This window comes from Trinickia terrae (genome assembly GCF_005144415.1).
Lineage (GTDB): Bacteria > Pseudomonadota > Gammaproteobacteria > Burkholderiales > Burkholderiaceae > Trinickia_A > Trinickia_A terrae.
Genome location: NZ_SWJE01000003.1, coordinates 69,175 through 89,359, shown reverse-complemented (window position 1 = coordinate 89,359; position 20,185 = coordinate 69,175). Strand labels below are relative to the sequence as shown.

Below are 20,185 nucleotides of genomic sequence, written 5' to 3'. Positions count from 1 at the left end.
TGTCCGATGTAAAAGTCCACCTCTTCTGTGGATACGCCGCTCTTCAGTAAAAGACACGCTGCGCGTGAATCCCCAGCCCCGTCGCCACGCTGGCGAGCCGATCGCCGAACACTGGCTTCGCGTCGGGAAACGCCCCGGCGAGCGCGTTCGATAGGAACGCCAAGCCAGTCGAGCCGCCCGTGAAGTAGACTGCGCCGACCTCGCGCGGCACAATGCCCGCCGCCTGAACGGTGTCGCGCGCGGCCTGGACGATGCGATTTACCTCGTCGAGGCCCGCCTCGATCAACTGCGCCTCGTCGAAGGCGAGTCGCAAGTCGTCCTCCACCTCCTCCAGATCGATCAGCGTCTGGCCGCCGGCCGCGACGCCGATCTTCGCCTCTTCCGCGCGCGCCGTGAGCGCGTGGCCGAGACGCCGCTCGACCACGCGCGTCAGCCGGTCGTGCTGCCGCAGGTCGGTGTAAAGGTGCCGCATCAGCTTCAACTCGCTGACGCGCTTCGGGCCGTAGACCGTGTTGATCAGGTGCCACGTCGCGAGATCGAAATAGATGCGGTTCGGCAGCTCACGCCCTTCCGGGTCGAGCGCGCCGTAGCCGAATTCGCGCAGGATCGTCGTGAGTTCGACGCGCCGGTCGAAGTCCGTGCCGGCCACGTGCACGCCGTGATGCGCGAGCACGTCGTCCTTGCGCTCCATCCGCTTCATGCGCTCCGGGCCGACGCGAACCAGCGAGAAGTCCGACGTACCGCCGCCGATGTCGGCGACCAGCACGAGCCCTTCTTCCGTGAGCCGCGATTCGTAATCGAAGGCGGCCGCGATCGGCTCATACTGGAAGTGGATGTCGGCGAGGCCCACCGAGCGCGCCGCCGCTTCGAGCTGGCGCTGCGCGAGTTGGTCGGCGCGCGGGTCGTCGTCGACGAAGAACACCGGGCGGCCGAGCACCGCGCGCTCGATCGGCGCGCCGGCGACCGCCTCCGCCTTGCGCTTCAGGTAGTCGACGAAGATCGCGATCACGTCGGTGTACTTGATTGCGGAGCCGTCGCCGAGGTCGGTCGTGGTATCCGCGAGCGCCGAGCCGAGGATGCTTTTCATCGAGCGCATCAGACGGCCGTCGAAGCCGTCGATGTAGGCCTCGAGCGCGGCGCGGCCGAACTCGCGCGTGTGTTCGTCGGTGTTGAAAAATACGGCGGTCGGCAGCGTCGTATAGGCGCCCTCGACCGGCGCGAGCCGCACCGCGCCGCCCGCAGGCAGGGCGACGGCCGAATTCGAGGTGCCGAAGTCAATCGCGCAGTAAGTCATGGCTGGAATCGCATCACGCCTGGCGCGAACAATTGAGGACCGGTTTTTTATCATGAAAGCGCAGCGGCCAGCAACCCAGGGCGAATAAGCGTGCTGCGAACTTCGGCCGAGGAACAGGATTTGCTCGCGACCAAGGGTTCTCTTTGCGCTCGCTGCTCGGCAAGGCAGTCTTCAGGAGGTTCGACGCGATGAATCGGGAGACCAATCTACAGACCAAAGCGCAGGCGAACGCGCTGCCCGCGATCATCGAAACCGACCTCCCCTCGCGCCTCGACCGCCTGCCGTGGGGGCGCTTTCACACGCTGATCGTGGTCGCGCTCGGGGTCACATGGCTGCTCGACGGCCTGGAAGTCACGCTTGCCGGCGCCGTGGCGAGCGCCTTGAAAACGAGTCCCGTGCTGCGTTTCTCCAACGCGGACGTCGGTCTGGCGAGCAGCGCATACATCGCCGGCGCGGTGCTCGGCGCGCTGTTCTTCGGCTGGCTCACCGACCGCCTCGGGCGGCGCAAGCTCTTCTTCGTCACGCTGAGTCTCTATCTGGCGGCGACGGCGGCCACCGCGACCTCGTGGAGCCTCGCCAGCTTCATCGTGTTCCGCTTCCTGACAGGGGCAGGCATCGGCGGCGAATACGCGGCCATCAACTCGACGATCCAGGAATTCACGCCGGCTCGCGTGCGCGGCTGGACCGATCTCGCCATCAACGGCACCTTCTGGGTCGGGGCGGCGCTCGGCGCGGGCGGCTCGATCGTCCTGCTCGATCCAGGCATCCTGCCCGGCGACTGGGGCTGGCGAGCGTGCTTCTTCATCGGTGCGGCGCTTGCGCTCGTCATCGTGCCCATGCGGATGTGGATACCCGAAAGCCCCCGCTGGCTGCTCACGCACCACCAGCCGGGGACTGCGCGCGTTGTCGTCGAGGGTATCGAAGCGCGTTTTCGGCACGTCGGCCACGCACTGCGCGACGACGGCGTGCGCGTGCTGCGATTGCGTGAACGCGCAAGCACCTCGCTTCAAGAAGTGCTGCATGCGCTCTTCGTGCTGCACCGGCGGCGCTCGCTGGTCGGACTGTCGCTGATGACCGCGCAAGCGTTCTTCTACAACGCGATCTTCTTCACCTATGCGCTCGTGCTCACCGAGTTCTATCGCGTGCCGGGCGACCATGTCGGCTGGTACCTGCTGCCCTTCGCACTCGGCAATTTCCTCGGCCCGCTCGTGCTCGGCCACGCCTTCGACGCGATCGGCCGCCGCGCCATGATTGCGTTCACCTACGCGATCTCCGGCGTCCTCCTGATCGGCAGCGGGTTCTTGTTCGAACGCGGCGGGCTGAGCGTCGTCGGGCAGACCGTCGCGTGGATGGTGATTTTCTTCTTCGCGTCGGCGGCGGCGAGCTCGGCGTATCTCACGGTGAGCGAATCGTTTCCGCTCGAGATCCGCGCGCTGGCGATCGCCGTGTTCTACGCGTTCGGCACGGGACTCGGCGGGATCGCGGGGCCGGCGCTCTTCGGGCGCCTCATCGATACGCATCAGCGCAGCGAGGTCTTCTCCGGCTATCTGGTCGGCTCGGCGTTGATGATCGCCGCGGCGCTGATTGCGGCGATCTGGGGCGTCGACGCCGAGCGCAAGCCGCTCGAGCATGTTGCGCTGCCTTTGTCGGCGATAGACGAAGATGCTTAGCCGGCGCCGCCAGCCTTGCATGGGGCCTGAGTAAGTGCTGAAGCACCAACTCGGGTCGACATAAAAAAACGCGCAGACCATGCTGCGCGTTTCGTGTGCCGGCGCCGATCAGAACGCCTTCTTCCACGCCCCCGCGTAGGCGATCTCGCCGAGCGGCAAGCGCGTGCGCGGCGCCTTTTCACGCTCGCGCAGCACCGGGTCGAGCTTGTCCGCGTCGCCATGGTGGCCGATCGAAATCATCGCGATCGCTTCGACGTCGTCCGGCAACGCGAACGCTTCGTGGAAAGCCTTCTGGTCGAAGCCGCTCATCTGGTGCGCGGCCAGGCCCAGCGCGTGAGCCTGCAGCACCAGCGAGAACGCCGCCGCGCCCGCATCGTAAGGCGCGACACGGTTCACTTCGCCCTTCGCGGTCAGCTTGTGCGCCGTCACCGCGATCAGCACCGGCGCGTTGGCGTTCCAGCCCTGGTTGAACGGCACGAGTGTCGCGAAGGCGCGCTTGAAGGCGGCTTCGTCCGCGCTGCGGTCGAACACGACGAAGCGCCACGGCTGGAGGTTGTAGCCCGACGGCGCCCAGCGGGCCGCCTCGAGCACGGACTGCAACTGCTCGCGGCCGATCGGCTCGCTCGAATACGCGCGCGGGCTCCAGCGGCCGGCGATCAGTTCGTGAATGGGGGTTTCGGTCGGTGCGGGTTTCTTGGACATGAGCTTCTCTTGGTCGAGTTCGCAATCGAGGAAAACGGCGGCCAGCGCCCGGGTCGATAGCATAACCGCCCTCATAAAAGCGCGCTGCGCCGTTCGCTCGAATGCTTTTCGCGGGCGCCGATTGGGTGTCGCACGGCGCCCGGCTTACGACCTCATGCCGCGGAAGCCGCCGCCCCCACTTCGCCCCGTCGATTGATGCGCAACACGAGGAACGAAGCGATCAGGCACAAGCCCCCCGAGATCATCGACGCCACCGTATAGGTGCCGAGGCTCGCGCGCAGCATCCCGGCGCCGAGTGCCGCGAACGCCGCGCCGAGCTGATGGCCCGCGACGATCCAGCCGAACACGACGGGTGCGGCGTCCTTGCCGTAGACGTCGGTGGTGAGACGCACCGTCGGCGGCACCGTCGCGATCCAGTCGAGCCCGTAGAAGACCGCGAAGAGCGGCAGGCCGAAGAAGTCGATGCCGAACGCGTGCGGAAGATAGATCAGCGACAAGCCGCGCAGCCCGTAGTACCAGAACAGCAGCACGCGGCTGTTGAAGCGGTCGGAGAGCCAGCCCGAGAGCGTCGTGCCGAACAGGTCGAAGATGCCCATCGCCGCGAGCAGCGAGGCGCCCTGTACTTCCGACAGGCCGTAGTCGCCGCACATCGCGATCAGGTGCGTGCCGACATAGCCGTTGGTGCTAGCGCCGCAGATGAAGAAGCTGAAGAACAGCAGCCAGAAATCGCGCGTCCTGCTGGCCGAGGCGAGCGTGCCGAACGCGATCGCGAGCGGATTCTGCTTGGCGGCGGGGCGCTTGATGGGCGCGTCGTGCGGGTCACCGAACGGCCGCAGCGCCAGGTCGGCCGGAAACTCCGGCAGCAATAACGCGACGAGCGGCAGCACCACTGCGGCAACCACCGCGACGGTCAGCACCACCACTCGCCAGCCTTGATGCTCGGCGATGGCGGCGAGCATCGGCAGAAACACGAGCTGACCGGTGGCCGAGCTGGCGGTGAGGATGCCCATCACGAGGCCGCGGTGCGTCGTGAACCAGCGATTCACGACCGTCGCCGACAGCGTCAGTGCCGCCACGCCCGTCGCCCCGCCCACCATCACGCCCCAGATCAGCACCATCTGCCACGGCGCGTGCATCAGCGAGGACAGCGCGACGCCGGCCGCCATGACGCCAAGCGCCGTGAGCAAGGTCGGACGCACGCCGAAACGCTGCATCGCGGCGGCCGCAAAGGGGCCGGTCAAGCCGTACAGCGCGATGTTCACCGAAATCGCCAGCGAGATCGTCGCCCGGCTCCAGCCGAAATCGTGCTCGAGCGGCACCATCAGCACGCTCGGGGTCGCGCGCGTGCCAGCCGCCGCCAGCAGCACCAGGAAGACCACGGCCGCCACTAGCCAGCCATAGTGAAACCGCCCGCCTATCAGTTTTGTTGCCCAGTTCATCGGGACTCCGATCCGCGCCGTCTTCGCAGGTTGAAGCGGCGCAGCAGTTGATTGGTACACATGTCACAACATTGTTGTTACCGATCAGTAACAAACCGTCTTGCGATCCTAGTTACCGATCGGTAACATGTCAAGAGAATTCCCTGTGATGGGAACGGCTATCCGATCTGTGATGCCGTTCAAGCCAAGCCGTCGCATCATGCATTTCCAGCAGGAGCCAGCATGACCCGAACCGTTACCGCCGCCCCCTCGGCGCCTCGTGCACGCGCCCATACGTCCGGAACGACTGCCCAGGAGCAATTGCTGCGCGCCGCCGGCGAGCTGTTCTACCGCGAAGGCGTGCGGGCAGTCGGCGTCGAGGCCGTGGTCGAGCGCGCGGGCGTCAACAAGATGAGCCTTTACCGGCAGTTCGCGTCGAAGGATGAGCTCGTCGTCGCGTACCTGGAGCAGTCCGATGCCACGTTCTTCGAGCGCTTCGAGGGAAGCATCGCGAAGCATCCCGGCAACCCGGTGCGCCAGTTCGCACAGTATTTCGAGGACTTGGCCGAGCGCGCTTCCGCCAAGGACTATCGCGGCTGCCCGTTCGTGAACGTCTCCGCGGAGTTTCCGGATGCGTCGCATCCGGCGCGGCTGTGCGTGTCGCGCAACAAGGCGAAATTGATGGCGCGGCTGGCGGAAATCTCGACCGAGGCCGGAGCGGACGATCCGCAGGCCTTGGCCGACGCGCTCGCGCTCTTGATCGAGGGGATCTACGCGGCAAGCCAAACGTATGGCCCGGGTTGCGGGCCAATCAAGGCCGCACCGCGGGTGGCCGCGGCGCTGGTCGCGGCGGCGTGCGCGAATGCGCCGGGCGCGGAACTTCCTGGCGGCAATAGCGCGCAGCCGGACTGACTCGCCTCCGCGCAAAGCGCCGCACGCTTAGAATGCACGCTTTCGATCGCCCCACCCGCCCCATGCCGACGCCAGCCGATTCCCATGACACCATCCTGGCCGCCACGCGCCACTGGCTGACGCGCGCGGTGATCGGGCTAAACCTGTGCCCGTTCGCGAAGGCCGTGCACGTGAAGAATCAGATCCGCTACGCGATCAGCGAAGCGACGGACATGGAAGGCGTGCTGACCGACCTCGAAGCCGAGCTGGGCACGCTGGCAAACGCCGATCCAGAGCAGATCGACACGACGCTCGTCGTCTTCCCGCGTACGTTGGCCGATTTTCTCGACTTCAACGATAGCCTGTTCTTCGCGGAGCGCCTGCTCAAGCAGATGCGCCTCGAAGGCATCCTGCAGATCGCGAGCTTTCACCCGCAGTATCAATTCGAAGGCAGCGAACCCGACGATATCGAGAACTACACGAATCGCGCGCCGTACCCGATCCTGCATCTGCTGCGAGAGGCGAGCATCGAGCGCGCGGTGGAGGCGTTCCCCGACGCCGCCGAGATCTACGAGCGCAATCAGGAAACGCTGCGGCGCCTGGGCCATGAAGGCTGGCGGGAATGGATGCGCGAACAGCGCGGGAATTGATCAGGCCGTTGCAAAAAACCGCTCGCGCAGCTCATCGAGCCCGAGCGTGCCGAGCACCTCGGCCAGCCGCTCGGCCGGACGCCGCCGCGGCAGATCCTTGTACTGCGCGATGATCAGCTCGTTCTTCATCGAGTGCTCCCAGCCGACGAGCTCCGTCACGCTCACCTGATAGCCGTGCGCCTCGAGCTGCAGGCAGCGCAGCACATTCGTGATCTGGCTGCCGAACTCGCGCGTGTGTAGCGGATGGCGCCAGATTTCCGTCAGCGCATCGCCGAGCGACTTCCCCTTGTTCCGCCGCAGCACACCGGCCACCTCCGCCTGGCAGCACGGCACGAGCACGATGAACTGCGCATGCTTTTCGAGGGCGAAGCGGATGGCGTCGTCGGTGGCGGTGTCGCACGCGTGGAGGGCGGTCACGACATCGATGGTCGCCGGCAGACGGTCCGAGGCGGTCGATTCCGCCACCGACAAGTTCAAAAACGACATCCCCTCGAAGCCGAGCCGCGCCGCCAGCTCGACCGACTTCGCGACGAGCGCCTCGCGCGTCTCGATGCCATAGATGCGCGACGAGCCGTCGCCGGGCTGCTCCTTGAAGAACAGGTCGTAGAGGATGAAGCCGAGATAGGACTTGCCCGCGCCGTGATCGACGAGCGATACGTGCCCCTGCTTTTGCTGCACTTCCGCGAGCAGCGGCTCGATGAACTGGAAGAGGTGGTAGACCTGCTTGAGCTTGCGGCGGCTGTCCTGGTTCATCTTGCCGTCGCGCGTCAGGATGTGGAGCTCCTTCAGCAACTCGATCGACTGATTCGGACGGATTTCGTAGGTTTTATTGGACATCGTGCGGGCGGCTGGGAGGCAAGTCGCATTCATACGTGCGAAAGCCTACAGAAGAACGGAAGCAATCGCGTCAGTTTACCGAAAAGAACGCAGGGCGGCCCTTCGTGCCCGCGTGAGAGCGCGACGGACGAGCGGAATGGAACGCTTCATGCATGCCGATTGCGCGAAAGCACGCATCGGCGAAGCCCGCTCGAAACACGACACACGACGAACAACATGGGGAAACGCCGGGCTGAAGCGGTGCAGCGCGATCAGGCGCACAATCGCAAGACGCTCGCGACGGGATCGAACGTATCGGACATGGCGCGGCGCCGCTTGGCCGCGCGAGACCCAAGTTGACGAAAGGACGACAGCGATGGCTACGATACCTAACGGAGACGCGGAGCAAAAATTTCAGGAAATGCTCGCCAAACTCATGGCGACACCGTCCTGGTCCGAAAAGCAGCAGCTCGAGCTCGAAATGGCGCGTGACATTTCAGTCGAGATGCTGCGCATCGCCGAGCTGATGCGCGACGGCGACGCCGGGCTCGAGAACTGCCTCACCCTGCTCAAGTACGCAAAGGTGATGGACTTCATCCTGACGACGCTCGCGTCTAGACGAGAAATCAAACCGCAGACGCTGCGCGTCATCTTCAAGCTGGCCGGGCTCAAGGTGGACGAGGCTTATCCCGGCTGAGCGCCGCGCGCCTTCAGCCGCCATAGCGACGTCACCTCCGCGACGCGCGCCTGATAAAGCGGATCGGCCGCGTCCGACGCCTTCGGATGCTTCGGCTTGATATCGTCGCGGCCGACGACCTCCAGACCAGCCGAGTCGATCATCGCGAGCAGCGCGTCGCGCGTGCGCAAGCCGAGATGCTCAGCGAAATCCGACAGAATCAGCCAGCCCTCGCCACCCGGCTCGAGATGGGCGGCCAGGCCGTCGAGAAAGCCTCGCAGCATGCGGCTATCGGGATCGTAGACAGCCCGCTCGATCGGCGAGTTCGGCCGCGCGGGCAGCCACGGCGGATTGCAGACGACGAGCGGCGCGCGGCCTGCGGGGAAGAGATCGGCTTCGACGACGTCGACCTGCGATTGCAGGCCGAGCCGCGCGAGGTTCTCGCGAGCGCAGGCGAGCGCGCGCGGATCCTGATCGGTGGCGACGATGCGCTTCACGCCGCGCGTGGCGAGCACGGCGGCAAGCACGCCTGTGCCCGTGCCGATATCGAACGCCAACGCCTGCGAGGGCAAGGGCGCTCGCGCGACCAAATCGACATACTCGCCGCGCACCGGTGAAAAGACGCCGTAGTACGGGTGAATGTGCTCGCCGCCCAACGCCGGGATCGCGACACCCTTCTTGCGCCACTCGTGCGCGCCGATCAAACCTAGCAGCTCCCTCAGCGAGACCACCGAGGGCGCTTCGCCCTCGCCGTACGCTTCCTTGCAGGCGTCCTGCACGTCTGGCGCACGGCGCAAATCGATCGAGTAGTCGGCTTCGAGCGGGATCAACAGCATGCCCAGCGTACGCGCGCGCTGCGACTGGGCTTGGCGGTGGAGATTGAACGCCTCGATAGGGGTTGCCGCCGCTTTGCGCGGCTTGCGGTCCGCGCGGCGCGACATCGCCTGCAACAACTGGCGCGCGTTCTGGAAGTCGCCGCGCCACAGCATCGCGATGCCTTCGCAGGCCTGGCGGTAGGCTGTGTCGGCCGTGGTGCGATCGTCGGCGATCGCCACGCGCTTGGGCGGCGGGTTGCCGGCTTCGGAGCGCCAACGGGCAGCGTGGGTTGCGCCGGTGGACGGGTCGGTCCAGGTGAGAGTTGGGAAGTCTGTCACGGGTTGGGCATCGAGGTAGGTCAGGCTCGCGACGTGCTGCGAATTGCCGTGCGTCGCGGGCCGCATCGCCGACACGATACTCGGTTTTGCGAAGCTCGCGACAAAAAGCCGACCGCGCGTGTCACGCTCGGCGGCGCCGTCTCGTCTTGTCATGCGAATCCACTAACAACGAAGGAGATGAGCATGACCCCAAGACTGAACCCGTTCGCCGCCGCGCCTGCCGCCATGCAATCGTGGCTCGGGTTTGGCAACCAGATTCTCAAATCGGCCTCGAGTTCGACGAGATCGCGGAAACGTTCGGGCGGACGGCGGCGACATGCCGGCAGTTGGCGAGCCGGGCGCGGGATCTTGTCCGGGCGGAGCAACCTCGGTTTCCGATGCCGAAGAGGCATGGGATGGAGATCGCCGCGGCGTTCTTCGCGGCTTCACGGAGCGGCGATATGCAGCAGTTGCGGTCGCTGCTGGCGGCGGATGCGACGACTTACGCCGATGGCGGCGGGAAGGCGTCGGCGGCGGTCGAGCCGATCGTCGGGATCGAGAACGTCATGCAGCTTCACGCGACGCTAGCGCGGATTTTTGCGGAGAGGATGTTGCGGATCGTGCGGTATGGGCTCGTCATTGGACTACCGAGGTTCGTTTCGATCGAGCCGGAAGAGGTTCTGCAGACCACCGCGCTGCAGATCGAGGACGGGAAGATCGTCGCGATTTATGTCATGCGGAATCCGGATGCGGTCAGGCATCTTGGAGGGGATGCTGTGCATTGAACGCGCCGTGTCCGGCTAGGCCTTCCAAGCCACAAAAACAAACGGGCTACGCAAACATTGCGTAGCCCGTTTGACATGCCTGGTGCCGGCTGCAGGACTCGAACCCGCCACCTGATGATTACAAATCATCGAAACCTCACATTTCTCGGCGTTGACTCGAATTCAAAAATCCGCCAAAACCCCCGTAAATACAGGGGATACGCGGAAATTACATGTTTATCCACGTTGACACGAATTCCCCTAAAACGACAAAATCCGGTTACACAGCGGTTACATGGATGTCCATGTAACTCTTCCCGAGGATGGTAACGGTGGCCAAGGTCAATTTCACGGCGGGGCGGGTCAACGGGCATAGCTGCCCTACTGGCAAGGCTCAGGCTTTTCTCTGGGACAGCAGTGCATCCGGCCTGGGCCTTCGCGCCACGGCGGCGGGCACGCTGTCTTATATCTTTCAGGGCAAGCTGAACGGGGCGACAGTGCGCGTCACGATAGGCTCGCCGAAAGACTGGGGCATTGACAAGGCGCGCGACGAAGCGCGCCGCCTGCAACGTCTGATTGACGCCGGCAAAGACCCCCGAGAGGAAGCTGCCGAGCAGCGCGCAGCCCTAGCCACACGAAAAGCCGAAGCCGAGCGCCAGGACGTAACATTCGCCGATGCGTGGACGGCCTACCTGACTGACCTTGAAGCGACGCCATCTCCGAAAACGAAGCGCCCCCGCAGCGCGCAGTACATTGAGGACCACCGCAAGTTAGCCGCCCCCGGTGGAGCGGAAAAGAAGCGAGGAAAGGGGCTGACAAGCCAAGGTCCGCTGCATGCGCTCATGCCGATGAAGCTGCCCGACATGACCGGCGACGCGATTGCTAGCTGGATGGAGGACGAGGTTGCCGAGCGGCCGACCAGCATCGCTTATGCGTACCGCATGTTCAAAGCGTTTGCTGGCTGGTGCGAGGGTCAAACGAAATTCAAGAAGCTTCTGCCGGACGACTGCTATTCATCCCCGAAGGTCACGGCCCTTCTGCCAAGCGTGAAGACGCCCGAAGGCGATTGCCTGGAGCGCGAGCAACTTCGAGCCTGGTTTAAGGCAGTGCGCGCCCAGCCCAACCGCGTGGCGGCCACCTACCTGCAAGGCGTCCTCATCACCGGTCCGCGCCGCGAGGAACTAGCAGAACTGCGCTGGGAAAACGTCGATTTGCGCTGGAACAAGATAAAACTCCGCGACAAAGTCGAAGGCTCCCGCATCATTCCGCTAACGCCGTATTTCCGCTCGCTGCTGCTCGAACTGAAGCGACTCAACGACACACCGCCGAGCATCAAGGTACTTCAGAGAATGGAAGACGCTGGCACGCCGTGGCAGCCATCGCCCTGGGTGTTTCCAAGCGTCGCATCGGAGAGCGGCCACATCGAGGAGCCGCGCTTCGCACATGAGGCCGCTATTGAAGAAGCAGGCCTGCCGCATGTGACGCTGCAAGGTCTACGCCGCTCGTTCGGCACGCTGGCCGAGTGGCTAGAAGTGCCCACCGGTGTCGTGGCCCAAATTCAAGGACACAAGCCTAGCGCTCTGGCGGAAAAGCACTACCGCCGCCGCCCGCTCGACTTACTGCGCAAGTGGCACACACGCATCGAAGCGTGGATGCTCAAACAGGCGGGTATCGACTTCAAGCCGGAACAGGCTCAGCAGGATTCGCAGGCGCTGCAGTGACCATGCTCCGAAGGATGTTGTCCAAAGTCGGCCATGCAGAAAGCGTGGCCAAGTTGAGAACTTGACCAGGTTGGCCAATGTGACTATTCCAACTGTATGTAGCCTCAGTAATACGCTGGATTCGCTTCGTGCTCGCAGAACTTAGATTTGCGCTGGAAACGCCCGCCCTAAGTCAGTGTAAATCGGTCTAAGCTCGTCAGGCGTCAGCGGCCAGCGTTCGGCAGTCACGGCAGGTGCGGAGTCCGCCATTAGATACGCCAAAAGTATCCATGGTTGGCGGAAAAGATAGTGCGTCGCCGCGCGGCCTCGGACCCGCTCGGCAATGAACGGTTTCTGAACGAGCAACTCCGTCAGACATTGGCGCAAGTCTGCACCCATGTTCTGGCGAAATGCTTGCAATACGAGCCGATTGCTTAGGTCTGTCTGAGGAGCGAAACCGATGTGCTCCGAGTAGACCGTAGCCAAAATATCAAGCGCTTCACGCTCGGCCTTGGTTGCCGAATTAAGTTCGTCTACAGCACTGATAAAGTAGTCGTCAACCGCCTCAATCAGCGCCATGCTCTTTGCGACGGTCCGTTCCACCGTCTTGGCTACCTCGGACCCCGGCTCACGCTTATAGATATTATCGTGCGTCAGCTCACTATGGGCATGCTGCAGCAGGGTCCGAATCTGCACTTCACACGGCGTATCTTTCTGGACCTCAACGTAGGACTCCGTCCTAAACGTGTTGGCAGCCTTCAATACATAGTGCGTCGATTGATACGTAAATTCCAACGGCCTCGTTTCGCGCTCTGCTTCGTAGTCTCTATCGAGACTGCACGTCCACATAGTGGAGCGCTCGATGACATGCTGAATCTTCTTTATGTCAGAAGTAAGCAACACCACAAACCGGACTCCAACCTTATCCTCAATATTGACGTAAGGGTCCGCATACGCTTTGTTTCGATGAAACGCCTTGCCGATAAGGGAGTTATCCGTTTTCGTTCGTGGCTCTGGGAGAATCTTGAGAAATGCATGTGCGTCGAAGTGAGGTATCGACGCGTGTAGGTCCGCAATAATCTGATTCTTAACGAATAGACCCCAAGCGGAATATGAATCCCGCTCAGCGTGCCATCGCGCAAGAAATTCAGATTCGGTCATTCTTGAGTAGAGATTCGGTCTTTAACGATTACCTGGGTCCACTTTGGCGCGACACCATTATTTTCCTCGCCGTCAATTAGCGACACGTTTACCAATTTGTCGAATGACTCTGCGGGACCGCTGATACGCACGCGGCTGGCAAAATTCAGTCTTCGCAACTTCATTGCTGATGCAACATCAGTCGTGTCTTTGTTGACCGCGACTTCAGGAAACCCTTTCTCGACCATGTAGGCACGATAGGCGTCACGTCCATCCGCATCTCCGAAGTACGCCTCTGCAAAGGACGCAATTCCGACAGTCGGAAGTTGGTCCGCGCGCAAATACGTAATGAGTGCGTTATGCAACACGATTTTTTCTTCCTCAGGCTTGTCCATCGATTGGATAAAAGCCTTCGTCAAATCAAAAAACTGCTGCGTCTGGCGCGCGCTAGATTGCGCGAAACCTAGCCCCAAGAAACCCTCATAGAAATATTTGGCCGCACCGTATCTATTCGCTACAGTTAAGGTTTCGTCATAGATATAGGCATCCCAACCGGCCGGAAATTCGCCTTCAACCGGCGGTCGTGGTTCCAGAAACAGGCCAACCTTATACAGCTTGGTCTGTGCAGTCAGCATAAGCGACTTCAAAAACTTGAGCTTCGGCTTTGCATCTGCGGCTTCGCGTGCCCGCATGAATCCATTATGCACTTCGGCTTTGATGACGCCAACCAATCGCCGCGCTGGATGACCGGCAGTACCGCTGAATACGACGACTACTCCACCGGGTAGATTTCGGTTCTTTTGTTCGTCAGCGAGCTTATCAGCGATGCCCCGAGACGCAGCAATGAAGCCTGCATCATCGGCGTCGAGGGCTACGGATGCTCGATGGACAAGGCTTTCCGCGCTTGCTTTCACGATGGACATCTGCACGCACCGCGTCGCGCTTGTCATGGCAGTTACAACGCGGTCTCGAAGAGCCTCGGAGGCTTCGTCATCCAGCACCTCGAGTTCATCTCCAAACTCGGGTTGCACCTTGTTCCCATCATTCCCCCGCTTGAAAACCTCGTGCAAGACGACTCGTGAAATCGTGAGGTTGAGAAGCTGCATCGACCCTCCAGCCTTATATTTACGAGACCCCGCGAATTTAAGCGCCAGAGTGCGGGTTATTGTAACTTGGCCATATCTTCAGCATGGACAAGTTGGCCAACATGGCCAGATTGCTACACTGCCACCCAATCCGCCGACAGCGTTTCCGCCTGCGACAACACCGTATCCGTCGCTTCCTCCTGTCGGTCGGGCGGATACTTGTAGCGCTTGAGCAGTGTCTTGACCATCACGCGCAGCTTCGCGCGCACGGTTTCGCGTTTCGCCCAATCGACCGTCACCGAGCCGCGCAGCTTCACGACCAGCTCGACCGCGATTTTTTTGAGCGTGTCGTCGCCGAGTTCACGCACCGCCGCCTCGTTGGTCGCCAGCGCATCGTAAAACGCCATCTCGTCGCTGTTCAGCCCCAGACGCTCACCGCGCTCGGCAGCTTCCTGGAAAGCCTTGGCCATCTCGATAAGCTCCTCGATGACCTGCGAAGTCTGCACCGTTCGATTGTTGTAGCGCGTCAGGCTCTGCTGCAACAGCTCCGAGAACTTCGCACTCTGCACGACGTTGGTCTTGAAGCGCGACTTGATTTGGTCTTTCAGCAGGCGCTCCAGCAGCTCAACAGCGAGGTTGCGCTGCTTCATGTGGCGCACATCATCAAGGAACGCGTCGGACAGCACGCCGATGTCAGGTCGCTTCAGTCCCAGCGATGCGAAGATGTCGATGACCTCATCGCTGACGACCACGCTGCTGATGATTTGCCGAAGCGCGTGTTCTTTCTGCTCGTCGGACAGGGTCTTGTTGACGTTCTCGTTCTTGATAATGGCTGCCTTGACGGCCTGCAGGAAAGCCAGCTCGTCGCGATACTGAAGCGCCTCGCTGAGCGTGCAGCACAACGCGAATGCCTGGCCAGCCGCCAATACCGCGTCCGCAAACCGCTTCTTGCCATCCTTCTGGCCAAGCACATGGTCGGCCACGGTCGGCAGCAGTTGCCAGGCTTGAGTACGGAACGCCGTGTAATCGACGCCGTGCAGCAGGTCGTGCAGCAGGTCCATCTTTTCCATCAGGACTGCCAGCGCTTCCCGCGCGTCGATGGTTGGCCGGCCGCGTCCGTTGGCCTGCGTGTACGTGGCCAATGCCGCCTTCAGCTCGTTCGCGATGCCGATGTAATCGACAACCAAACCGCCAGGCTTGTCTTTAAAGACCCGGTTGACGCGGGCGATAGCCTGCATCAGGTTGTGGCCTTTCATCGGCTTGTCGATGTACATCGTGTGCATACACGGCGCGTCGAAGCCCGTCAGCCACATATCGCGCACGATGACAAGCTTGAACGGGTCGGATGTGTCCTTGTACCGGAGTTCGAGCTTCTTGCGGATGTCCTTCGGATGAATATGCGGCTTAAGCAGAGCTTTGTCGGACGCCGAACCCGTCATCACAATCTTGATGACGCCCTGCATCGGGTCGTCGCTATGCCACTCCGGACGCAGGGCGACGATGGCGTTGTACAGATGCACGCAGACGTCGCGGCTCATCGCCACCACCATCGCCTTGCCATCCATCACCGACTGTCGATTCTCGAAATGGGCCACGATGTCGGCCGCGATTTTCTGGATGCGAGGCGGCGCACCGACAATCTTTTCCAACGCTGCCCAGCGACGAAGCGTGGCAACCTTTGATTCGTCGCTGGCCTCAGCTTCGGTCAGCTCGTCTACCTGGTCGTCCAGGTCGTCGGTGTCTTCTTCCTTCAGCTCCAAGGCAGCCAGACGGCTTTCGTAGTAAATCGGCACTGTTGCGCCGTCCTTCACTGCCTGCTCGATGTCGTACACATGCACGTAGTCACCAAACACTGCCCGCGTATCCCGGTCGTTCAGCTCGACCGGCGTGCCGGTGAATGCGACGAACGTAGCGCCGGGTAGTGCATCGCGCAAATATTGCGCATAGCCGTAGCGTACCGCCGAGCTGGCAGACTGCTTACCATTGGCTGGCTCAGGCAGACGGGCGTCGAATCCATACTGACTGCGGTGTGCCTCGTCGCAAATGACAACGATGTTGCGACGCTCCGAGAGAACCGGGAACGTGTCCTCATCCTCGCCGGGTGTGAACTTCTGGATAGTCGTGAAGATGATGCCGCCAGATGGGCGGTTATCGAGCAAGCGACGCAACTCCGTCCGCTTATCAGCCTGCACGGGTGTTTCGCGCAGTAGCTCGCTGGCTCCAGCAAAGACGCCGAAAAGCTGGTTGTCGAGGTCATTGCGGTCGGTCACGACCAAGAGCGTTGGGTTCTCCATCTCCGCGCTGGCCATCAGCGCGCCGGCAAGGCAGGTCATCTCGATGCTCTTGCCTGCCCCCTGCGTGTGCCAGACGACGCCCCCCTTACGCGAACCACCAGGGGCCGAGGCGTGCAGCACGCTTTCGACAACGGCGCGCACCGCATGGAATTGGTGATACGCGGCAATCTTCTTGAGGAGCTGGCCTTCGTCCTCGAACAGGATGAAATGACGCAGATAATCAAGCAGGTAGTCGCGGCGGAACAGGCCTCGCGTAAGCGTTTCGAGTTCGCGCATTGGCCCGTGCGGGTCAGTCTCCCGGCCGTCGATGGTGCGCCAGGCGAGGAAGCGCTCCTTGTTTGAGGTAAGCGAACCCATGCGGGCCGTTGTGCCATCGGAGATGACCTGTATGGCATTGGCGTTGAACAGGTCGGGAATGTCTTCCTGGTAAGCCTGAAGCTGGTTCCATGCGCCCCAGATGTCGGCGTTCTGGTCGCCGGGGTTCTTCAATTCAACGACGACAATCGGCAAACCATTCAGGAACAGCACCACATCGGGACGGCGGGTTTTCTTCGCGCCCTGGGTGCTGAACTGATTGACGGCCAGCCAGTCATTCGCGGTCACGTCGGAAAAATCGGCCAGGCGAACGCGGTCGCCGCGTGTCTCGCCGTCCTTCTGATATTCGACCGGCACACCGTCCACCAGCCAGCGGTAGAGCTGTCGATTGGCGTTGACGAGACCGGGCACGTTCGGATTCAGTACATGGCGCAGTGCGTCGTCGCGGGCCACGGACGGAATGTGCGGGTTCAGCTTGGCAATGGCGGCAGCCAGGCGGTGGCGTAGCGTTACGTCGCGGTAGGTATCGCGTTCTGTGCCGGGCGTTTTGGCATCCGGCGGGGAAATATCCGGTCCGTGGGCGGTCTGCCAGCCGAGGGCCGTCAGCCATTCGAGCATTGCCTGTTCGACTGCGTCCTCAGTGATGCCGCTCATGCAAGCGCCTCGTTCAGTTGGGCCTCGGCTTCGAGAAAGCGGAGTCTGCCGGAAATCAGGCGCGGCAGCAGAGTATCGCGTATCTCTGCGAGTTGGTGCGCCTGCCGTTCGCCGTCCGTGATACGGGCGAACAGTTTTCCAGCTAACTCAGTGAAGCGGTCAATAACCTCAGCGGACGGCACGATTAACGAAATCGGCCTGAATGCCGTCTTGCTAATTTCCATGAACGTTGAGCCATTTGCTTTCTGCTTGATGGCATCCATGTTAGCCTGACACCAGAAATACAGATATATCGGCGGAAGCGTTCCACCGGGAAGCATGGCGATATACCCTTGATTTACTGCTACCGAAATCGCTGAAATAGCCAAGTAACCAATCGGAGCACGCGACGACATTAGCAAGGTTCCAGCAGGGAGCAGTCCGCTGCTGACTTTTGCCAAGCCGGCATCGGATAGCTTTCGCTCAGTGCTGAGAAGCACGGGGGCCGTTATGCCAGACAGGTCTTTGGGCGTAGTCCAATGATGAACAGCTGGCTCCCAAAATTTTGCCTCTTTGGTGCTCGGAGTTCCGCCGCCAACACATTGCGCCACGCTACCGACTTCGGATACTACCCACCCCTTCGGAATCGCTCCCAACGCCGAATCCTCGAACGCATCCGGAAACAGTGCAGCCGTTTCTCCATCCATACCTTCAGGGTCTCGGCCTTCGGCCTTCGCTCGCACCGGGTCGAAGTCGATGAACCAGCTTTTGAACAACGCTTGAGCGATGGATTCGAGCGTGGCGTTGGTTTGGCGTAGGTTGTCAATGCGGTCATCGAGTACGCGCAATACCCTTCCAATTTCCTTTTGCTTTGCAAGAGGAAATGCAGGAATTTTCAGGTCTCCAATTTCTTGCAGATTAAAATTCGGCTGAGCAGATTGCGCAGCTGAGCGCATTACCCAAGCGCGACATGCTGGAGATTGCAGCGAATAGTGGATGAAGTGCGGGTCGGCTTTCGACTCATCCAAAGTGATGATGCCAACTGCCTGATTTGTATTGGCTGGCAAATGCTCCGGCAAGACGATAGCCGTCTTACCCAGATATACGCCGGCCATTGAGAAAAGAACATTTCCAGCACGAAGCTGTGACCGAGCGAGCTTGTCGTGGGTTTTTTCGTCTATGAATGCGAATTTAGACGCATCAATCGAGCCATCAGAAGTGATGGACTCGGATTTGATGTAGTTGACTCCGCGCGCAACGAAGCCTTCACCTTTTGTGGGTGTGGTTCCTTTCGTGATGCGGACACTCAACTCCCGAAGTCGAATCAAGTCAACCTCAGACGCCATAGCCCAATCCCCTAAGATTCGCCCGTATCACGACATCCAACTCCTCACCACGCATCATTTGCTCGGACAACTGCGCGGTCAGGCGTTCCATCTTCTCGTTGAACGCCTCGTCGTCGTCCTCGGTTTCTTCCGCGCCGACATATCTGCCCGGCGTGAGCACATGCCAATGCTCCGCAATCTCGGCCAGCTTCACCGCGCGACAAAAACCCGGCACATCAGCGTAGGGCTCATCGGTGCCATCCTCGCCATCGGCCCGCCAACGATGCACCGTCGCCGCAATCTTCGCGATGTCTTCGTCATCGAACACGCGCACCACTCGCGATTCCATGCGCCCGAGCTTGCGTGCGTCGATGAAGAGCACCTCGCCACGCCGGTCACGCCGCGGCTTGGCACCTGCAATCGGAGCGCCGCTCTTGTCTTTTGCGAGGAACCAGAGACATGCCGGTATCGGCGTGTTCAGGAACAGTTGCGGCGGTAGGGAAACCATCACGTCAACAACATCGGCCTCAACCATCGCACGGCGAATGTCGCCTTCGCTGTTCTGGTTGCTGCTCATGCTGCCGTTGGCGAGCACTACGCCCGCCTGACCGCGCGGGCTCAGGTGGTGCAGGATGTGCTGAAGCCACGCATAGTTCGCGTTACCTGCGGGAGGTGTGCCATATGTCCAACGCCGGTCATCGGTCAGACGCTCACCGCCCCAGTCGCTGATGTTGAACGGCGGGTTCGCCAGCACATAGTCGGCGCGCAAGTCCGGATGCTGGTCACGATGGAACGTGTCGGCGGGCTCTTTGCCGAGGTCTGCCGCGAAGCCGCGAATCGCCAGGTTCATTGCCACCAGACGCCACGTGGTCGGGTTGGCTTCCTGGCCGTAAATGCTGATGTCGTCCGCTCGCCCGCCGTGCGACTCGATGAACTTCTCGCTCTGCACGAACATACCGCCCGAGCCGCAGCACGGGTCATAGACGCGCCCTTGGTGCGGTGCCAGCACCTCCACCAGCACGCGCACGACCGAGGCGGGCGTGTAAAACTGTCCGCCCTTCTTGCCTTCGGCGGTGGCGAACTGCCCGAGGAAGTATTCGTACACCTCGCCCAGCAGGTCTTTCGCGTGGTGGCCCTCGCCAAAGCCAATCTTCGAAATAAGGTCCACCAGCTCGCCGAGCTTGCCCGGTTCGAGCTGCGTGCGGCCAAAGCGCTTGTCGAGAATGCCTTTCAGGCGGGTGTTGTCAGCCTCGATTGCTTCGAGGGCTGCATCAATCCTCACGCCAATGTCGGCCTGCTTCGCCTGCGCGCGCAGCGTTTCCCAGCGCGCCTCTGCGGGCACCCAGAAGACGTTGGTCATCGTGTAATAGTCGCGCTCTTCCAGCGCATCGGCGCGGTCTGCCGCATCGGGCAGGTACAGGTCGTCCTCCTGGTTGCCGAATGCCGCCGAAAGTTGTGCGCGACGCTCGTCGAACGCGTCCGAGATGTACTTCAGGAAAATCAGCCCAAGCACGATGTGCTTGTACTCGGCGGCATCCATCGACGCCCGCAGCTTGTCGGCCGCAGCCCAGAGGGTTTTCTTCAAATCCTGATTCATCGGGACAATATTGAAATTCGGTGTCGGACGACATGATAGTGCTTTCCCCCGGATTGGCGATAGCGACATACCCCTCGTCGCC

Annotated in this window: 16 protein-coding genes; 6 read left to right on the top strand and 10 right to left on the bottom strand. The window is 61.8% G+C overall.

Annotation, left to right across the window (positions count from 1 at the left end):
• Window positions 1-43: 43 nt before the first annotated feature.
• Window positions 44-1,294: an Hsp70 family protein gene (locus FAZ69_RS05640; protein WP_136892974.1), complete on the bottom strand. Its 1,251-nt coding sequence runs from the start codon at window positions 1,292-1,294 to the stop codon at window positions 44-46.
• A 188-nt stretch (window positions 1,295-1,482) separates the two neighbouring features.
• Between FAZ69_RS05640 and FAZ69_RS05635 the strand changes: the two genes are divergently transcribed.
• The gene (locus FAZ69_RS05635) at window positions 1,483-2,964 is read left to right on the top strand and encodes an MFS transporter (RefSeq protein WP_136892973.1); all 1,482 of its coding nucleotides are present in this window, start codon (window positions 1,483-1,485) and stop codon (window positions 2,962-2,964) included.
• 108 nt (window positions 2,965-3,072) lie between these two features.
• On the opposite strand, the gene FAZ69_RS05630 is transcribed toward FAZ69_RS05635, so the two are convergent.
• Together FAZ69_RS05630 and FAZ69_RS05625 are read right to left on the bottom strand one after the other, a co-directional pair.
• Window positions 3,073-3,666, bottom strand: coding sequence for a nitroreductase family protein (locus FAZ69_RS05630; protein WP_136892972.1), 594 nt, complete (start codon window positions 3,664-3,666; stop codon window positions 3,073-3,075).
• 152 nt (window positions 3,667-3,818) lie between these two features.
• The gene (locus tag FAZ69_RS05625) at window positions 3,819-5,105 is read right to left on the bottom strand and encodes an MFS transporter (RefSeq protein WP_136892971.1); all 1,287 of its coding nucleotides are present in this window, start codon (window positions 5,103-5,105) and stop codon (window positions 3,819-3,821) included.
• Window positions 5,106-5,327: 222 nt separating this feature from the next.
• Here FAZ69_RS05625 and FAZ69_RS05620 point away from each other — a divergent pair, with 222 nt between their 5' ends.
• Both FAZ69_RS05620 and FAZ69_RS05615 read left to right on the top strand, forming a co-directional pair.
• Window positions 5,328-5,996 (top strand): TetR/AcrR family transcriptional regulator, encoded by a 669-nt coding sequence (locus FAZ69_RS05620; RefSeq protein ID WP_136892970.1) that lies wholly within the window; start codon window positions 5,328-5,330, stop codon window positions 5,994-5,996.
• Window positions 5,997-6,058: 62 nt separating this feature from the next.
• Entirely contained in the window at window positions 6,059-6,625 is a 567-nt protein-coding gene (locus FAZ69_RS05615; protein WP_136892969.1) for a DUF1415 domain-containing protein, read from the top strand.
• Here FAZ69_RS05615 and FAZ69_RS05610 read toward each other — a convergent pair whose 3' ends face one another.
• A complete protein-coding gene (locus tag FAZ69_RS05610; RefSeq protein ID WP_136892968.1) occupies window positions 6,626-7,462 on the bottom strand; it encodes a class I SAM-dependent methyltransferase in 837 nt (278 codons plus the stop codon).
• Between the two features lie 355 nt (window positions 7,463-7,817).
• Here FAZ69_RS05610 and FAZ69_RS05605 point away from each other — a divergent pair, with 355 nt between their 5' ends.
• A complete protein-coding gene (locus tag FAZ69_RS05605) occupies window positions 7,818-8,138 on the top strand; it encodes a type II toxin-antitoxin system HicA family toxin (protein ID WP_136893346.1) in 321 nt (106 codons plus the stop codon).
• Here FAZ69_RS05605 and FAZ69_RS05600 read toward each other — a convergent pair.
• On the bottom strand, window positions 8,126-9,271 hold the full coding sequence (locus FAZ69_RS05600) for a methyltransferase (RefSeq protein WP_136893345.1): 1,146 nt from the start codon (window positions 9,269-9,271) through the stop codon (window positions 8,126-8,128). The two genes, FAZ69_RS05605 and FAZ69_RS05600, sit on opposite strands and share 13 nt — an antisense overlap.
• Window positions 9,272-9,666: 395 nt before the next feature.
• On the opposite strand from FAZ69_RS05600, the gene FAZ69_RS05595 reads away from it, so the two are divergent.
• The gene (locus FAZ69_RS05595; protein WP_136892967.1) at window positions 9,667-10,035 is read left to right on the top strand and encodes a sigma-70 family RNA polymerase sigma factor family protein; all 369 of its coding nucleotides are present in this window, start codon (window positions 9,667-9,669) and stop codon (window positions 10,033-10,035) included.
• 311 nt (window positions 10,036-10,346) lie between these two features.
• Window positions 10,347-11,735 carry a tyrosine-type recombinase/integrase gene (locus FAZ69_RS05590; protein ID WP_136892966.1) on the top strand — a complete coding sequence of 463 codons (1,389 nt, stop codon included), beginning with the start codon at window positions 10,347-10,349 and terminating at the stop codon, window positions 11,733-11,735.
• 141 nt (window positions 11,736-11,876) lie between these two features.
• Here FAZ69_RS05590 and FAZ69_RS05585 read toward each other — a convergent pair whose 3' ends face one another.
• The 5 genes from FAZ69_RS05585 to FAZ69_RS05565 form a co-directional block, all read right to left on the bottom strand.
• Entirely contained in the window at window positions 11,877-12,875 is a 999-nt protein-coding gene (locus FAZ69_RS05585) for a GTP pyrophosphokinase (protein WP_136892965.1), read from the bottom strand.
• Window positions 12,872-13,960 carry a nucleoid-associated protein gene (locus FAZ69_RS05580; RefSeq protein WP_136892964.1) on the bottom strand — a complete coding sequence of 363 codons (1,089 nt, stop codon included), beginning with the start codon at window positions 13,958-13,960 and terminating at the stop codon, window positions 12,872-12,874. The genes FAZ69_RS05585 and FAZ69_RS05580 overlap by 4 nt, the downstream gene beginning before the upstream one ends.
• Window positions 13,961-14,073: 113 nt before the next feature.
• The gene (locus FAZ69_RS05575; protein ID WP_136892963.1) at window positions 14,074-17,202 is read right to left on the bottom strand and encodes a type I restriction endonuclease subunit R; all 3,129 of its coding nucleotides are present in this window, start codon (window positions 17,200-17,202) and stop codon (window positions 14,074-14,076) included.
• Window positions 17,199-18,527: a restriction endonuclease subunit S gene (locus FAZ69_RS05570; RefSeq protein WP_136892962.1), complete on the bottom strand. Its 1,329-nt coding sequence runs from the start codon at window positions 18,525-18,527 to the stop codon at window positions 17,199-17,201. Before FAZ69_RS05570 ends, FAZ69_RS05575 begins: the two co-directional genes overlap by 4 nt.
• Window positions 18,517-20,103: a class I SAM-dependent DNA methyltransferase gene (locus FAZ69_RS05565; RefSeq protein ID WP_136892961.1), complete on the bottom strand. Its 1,587-nt coding sequence runs from the start codon at window positions 20,101-20,103 to the stop codon at window positions 18,517-18,519. Before FAZ69_RS05565 ends, FAZ69_RS05570 begins: the two co-directional genes overlap by 11 nt.
• Between the last annotated feature and the right edge of the window lie 82 nt (window positions 20,104-20,185).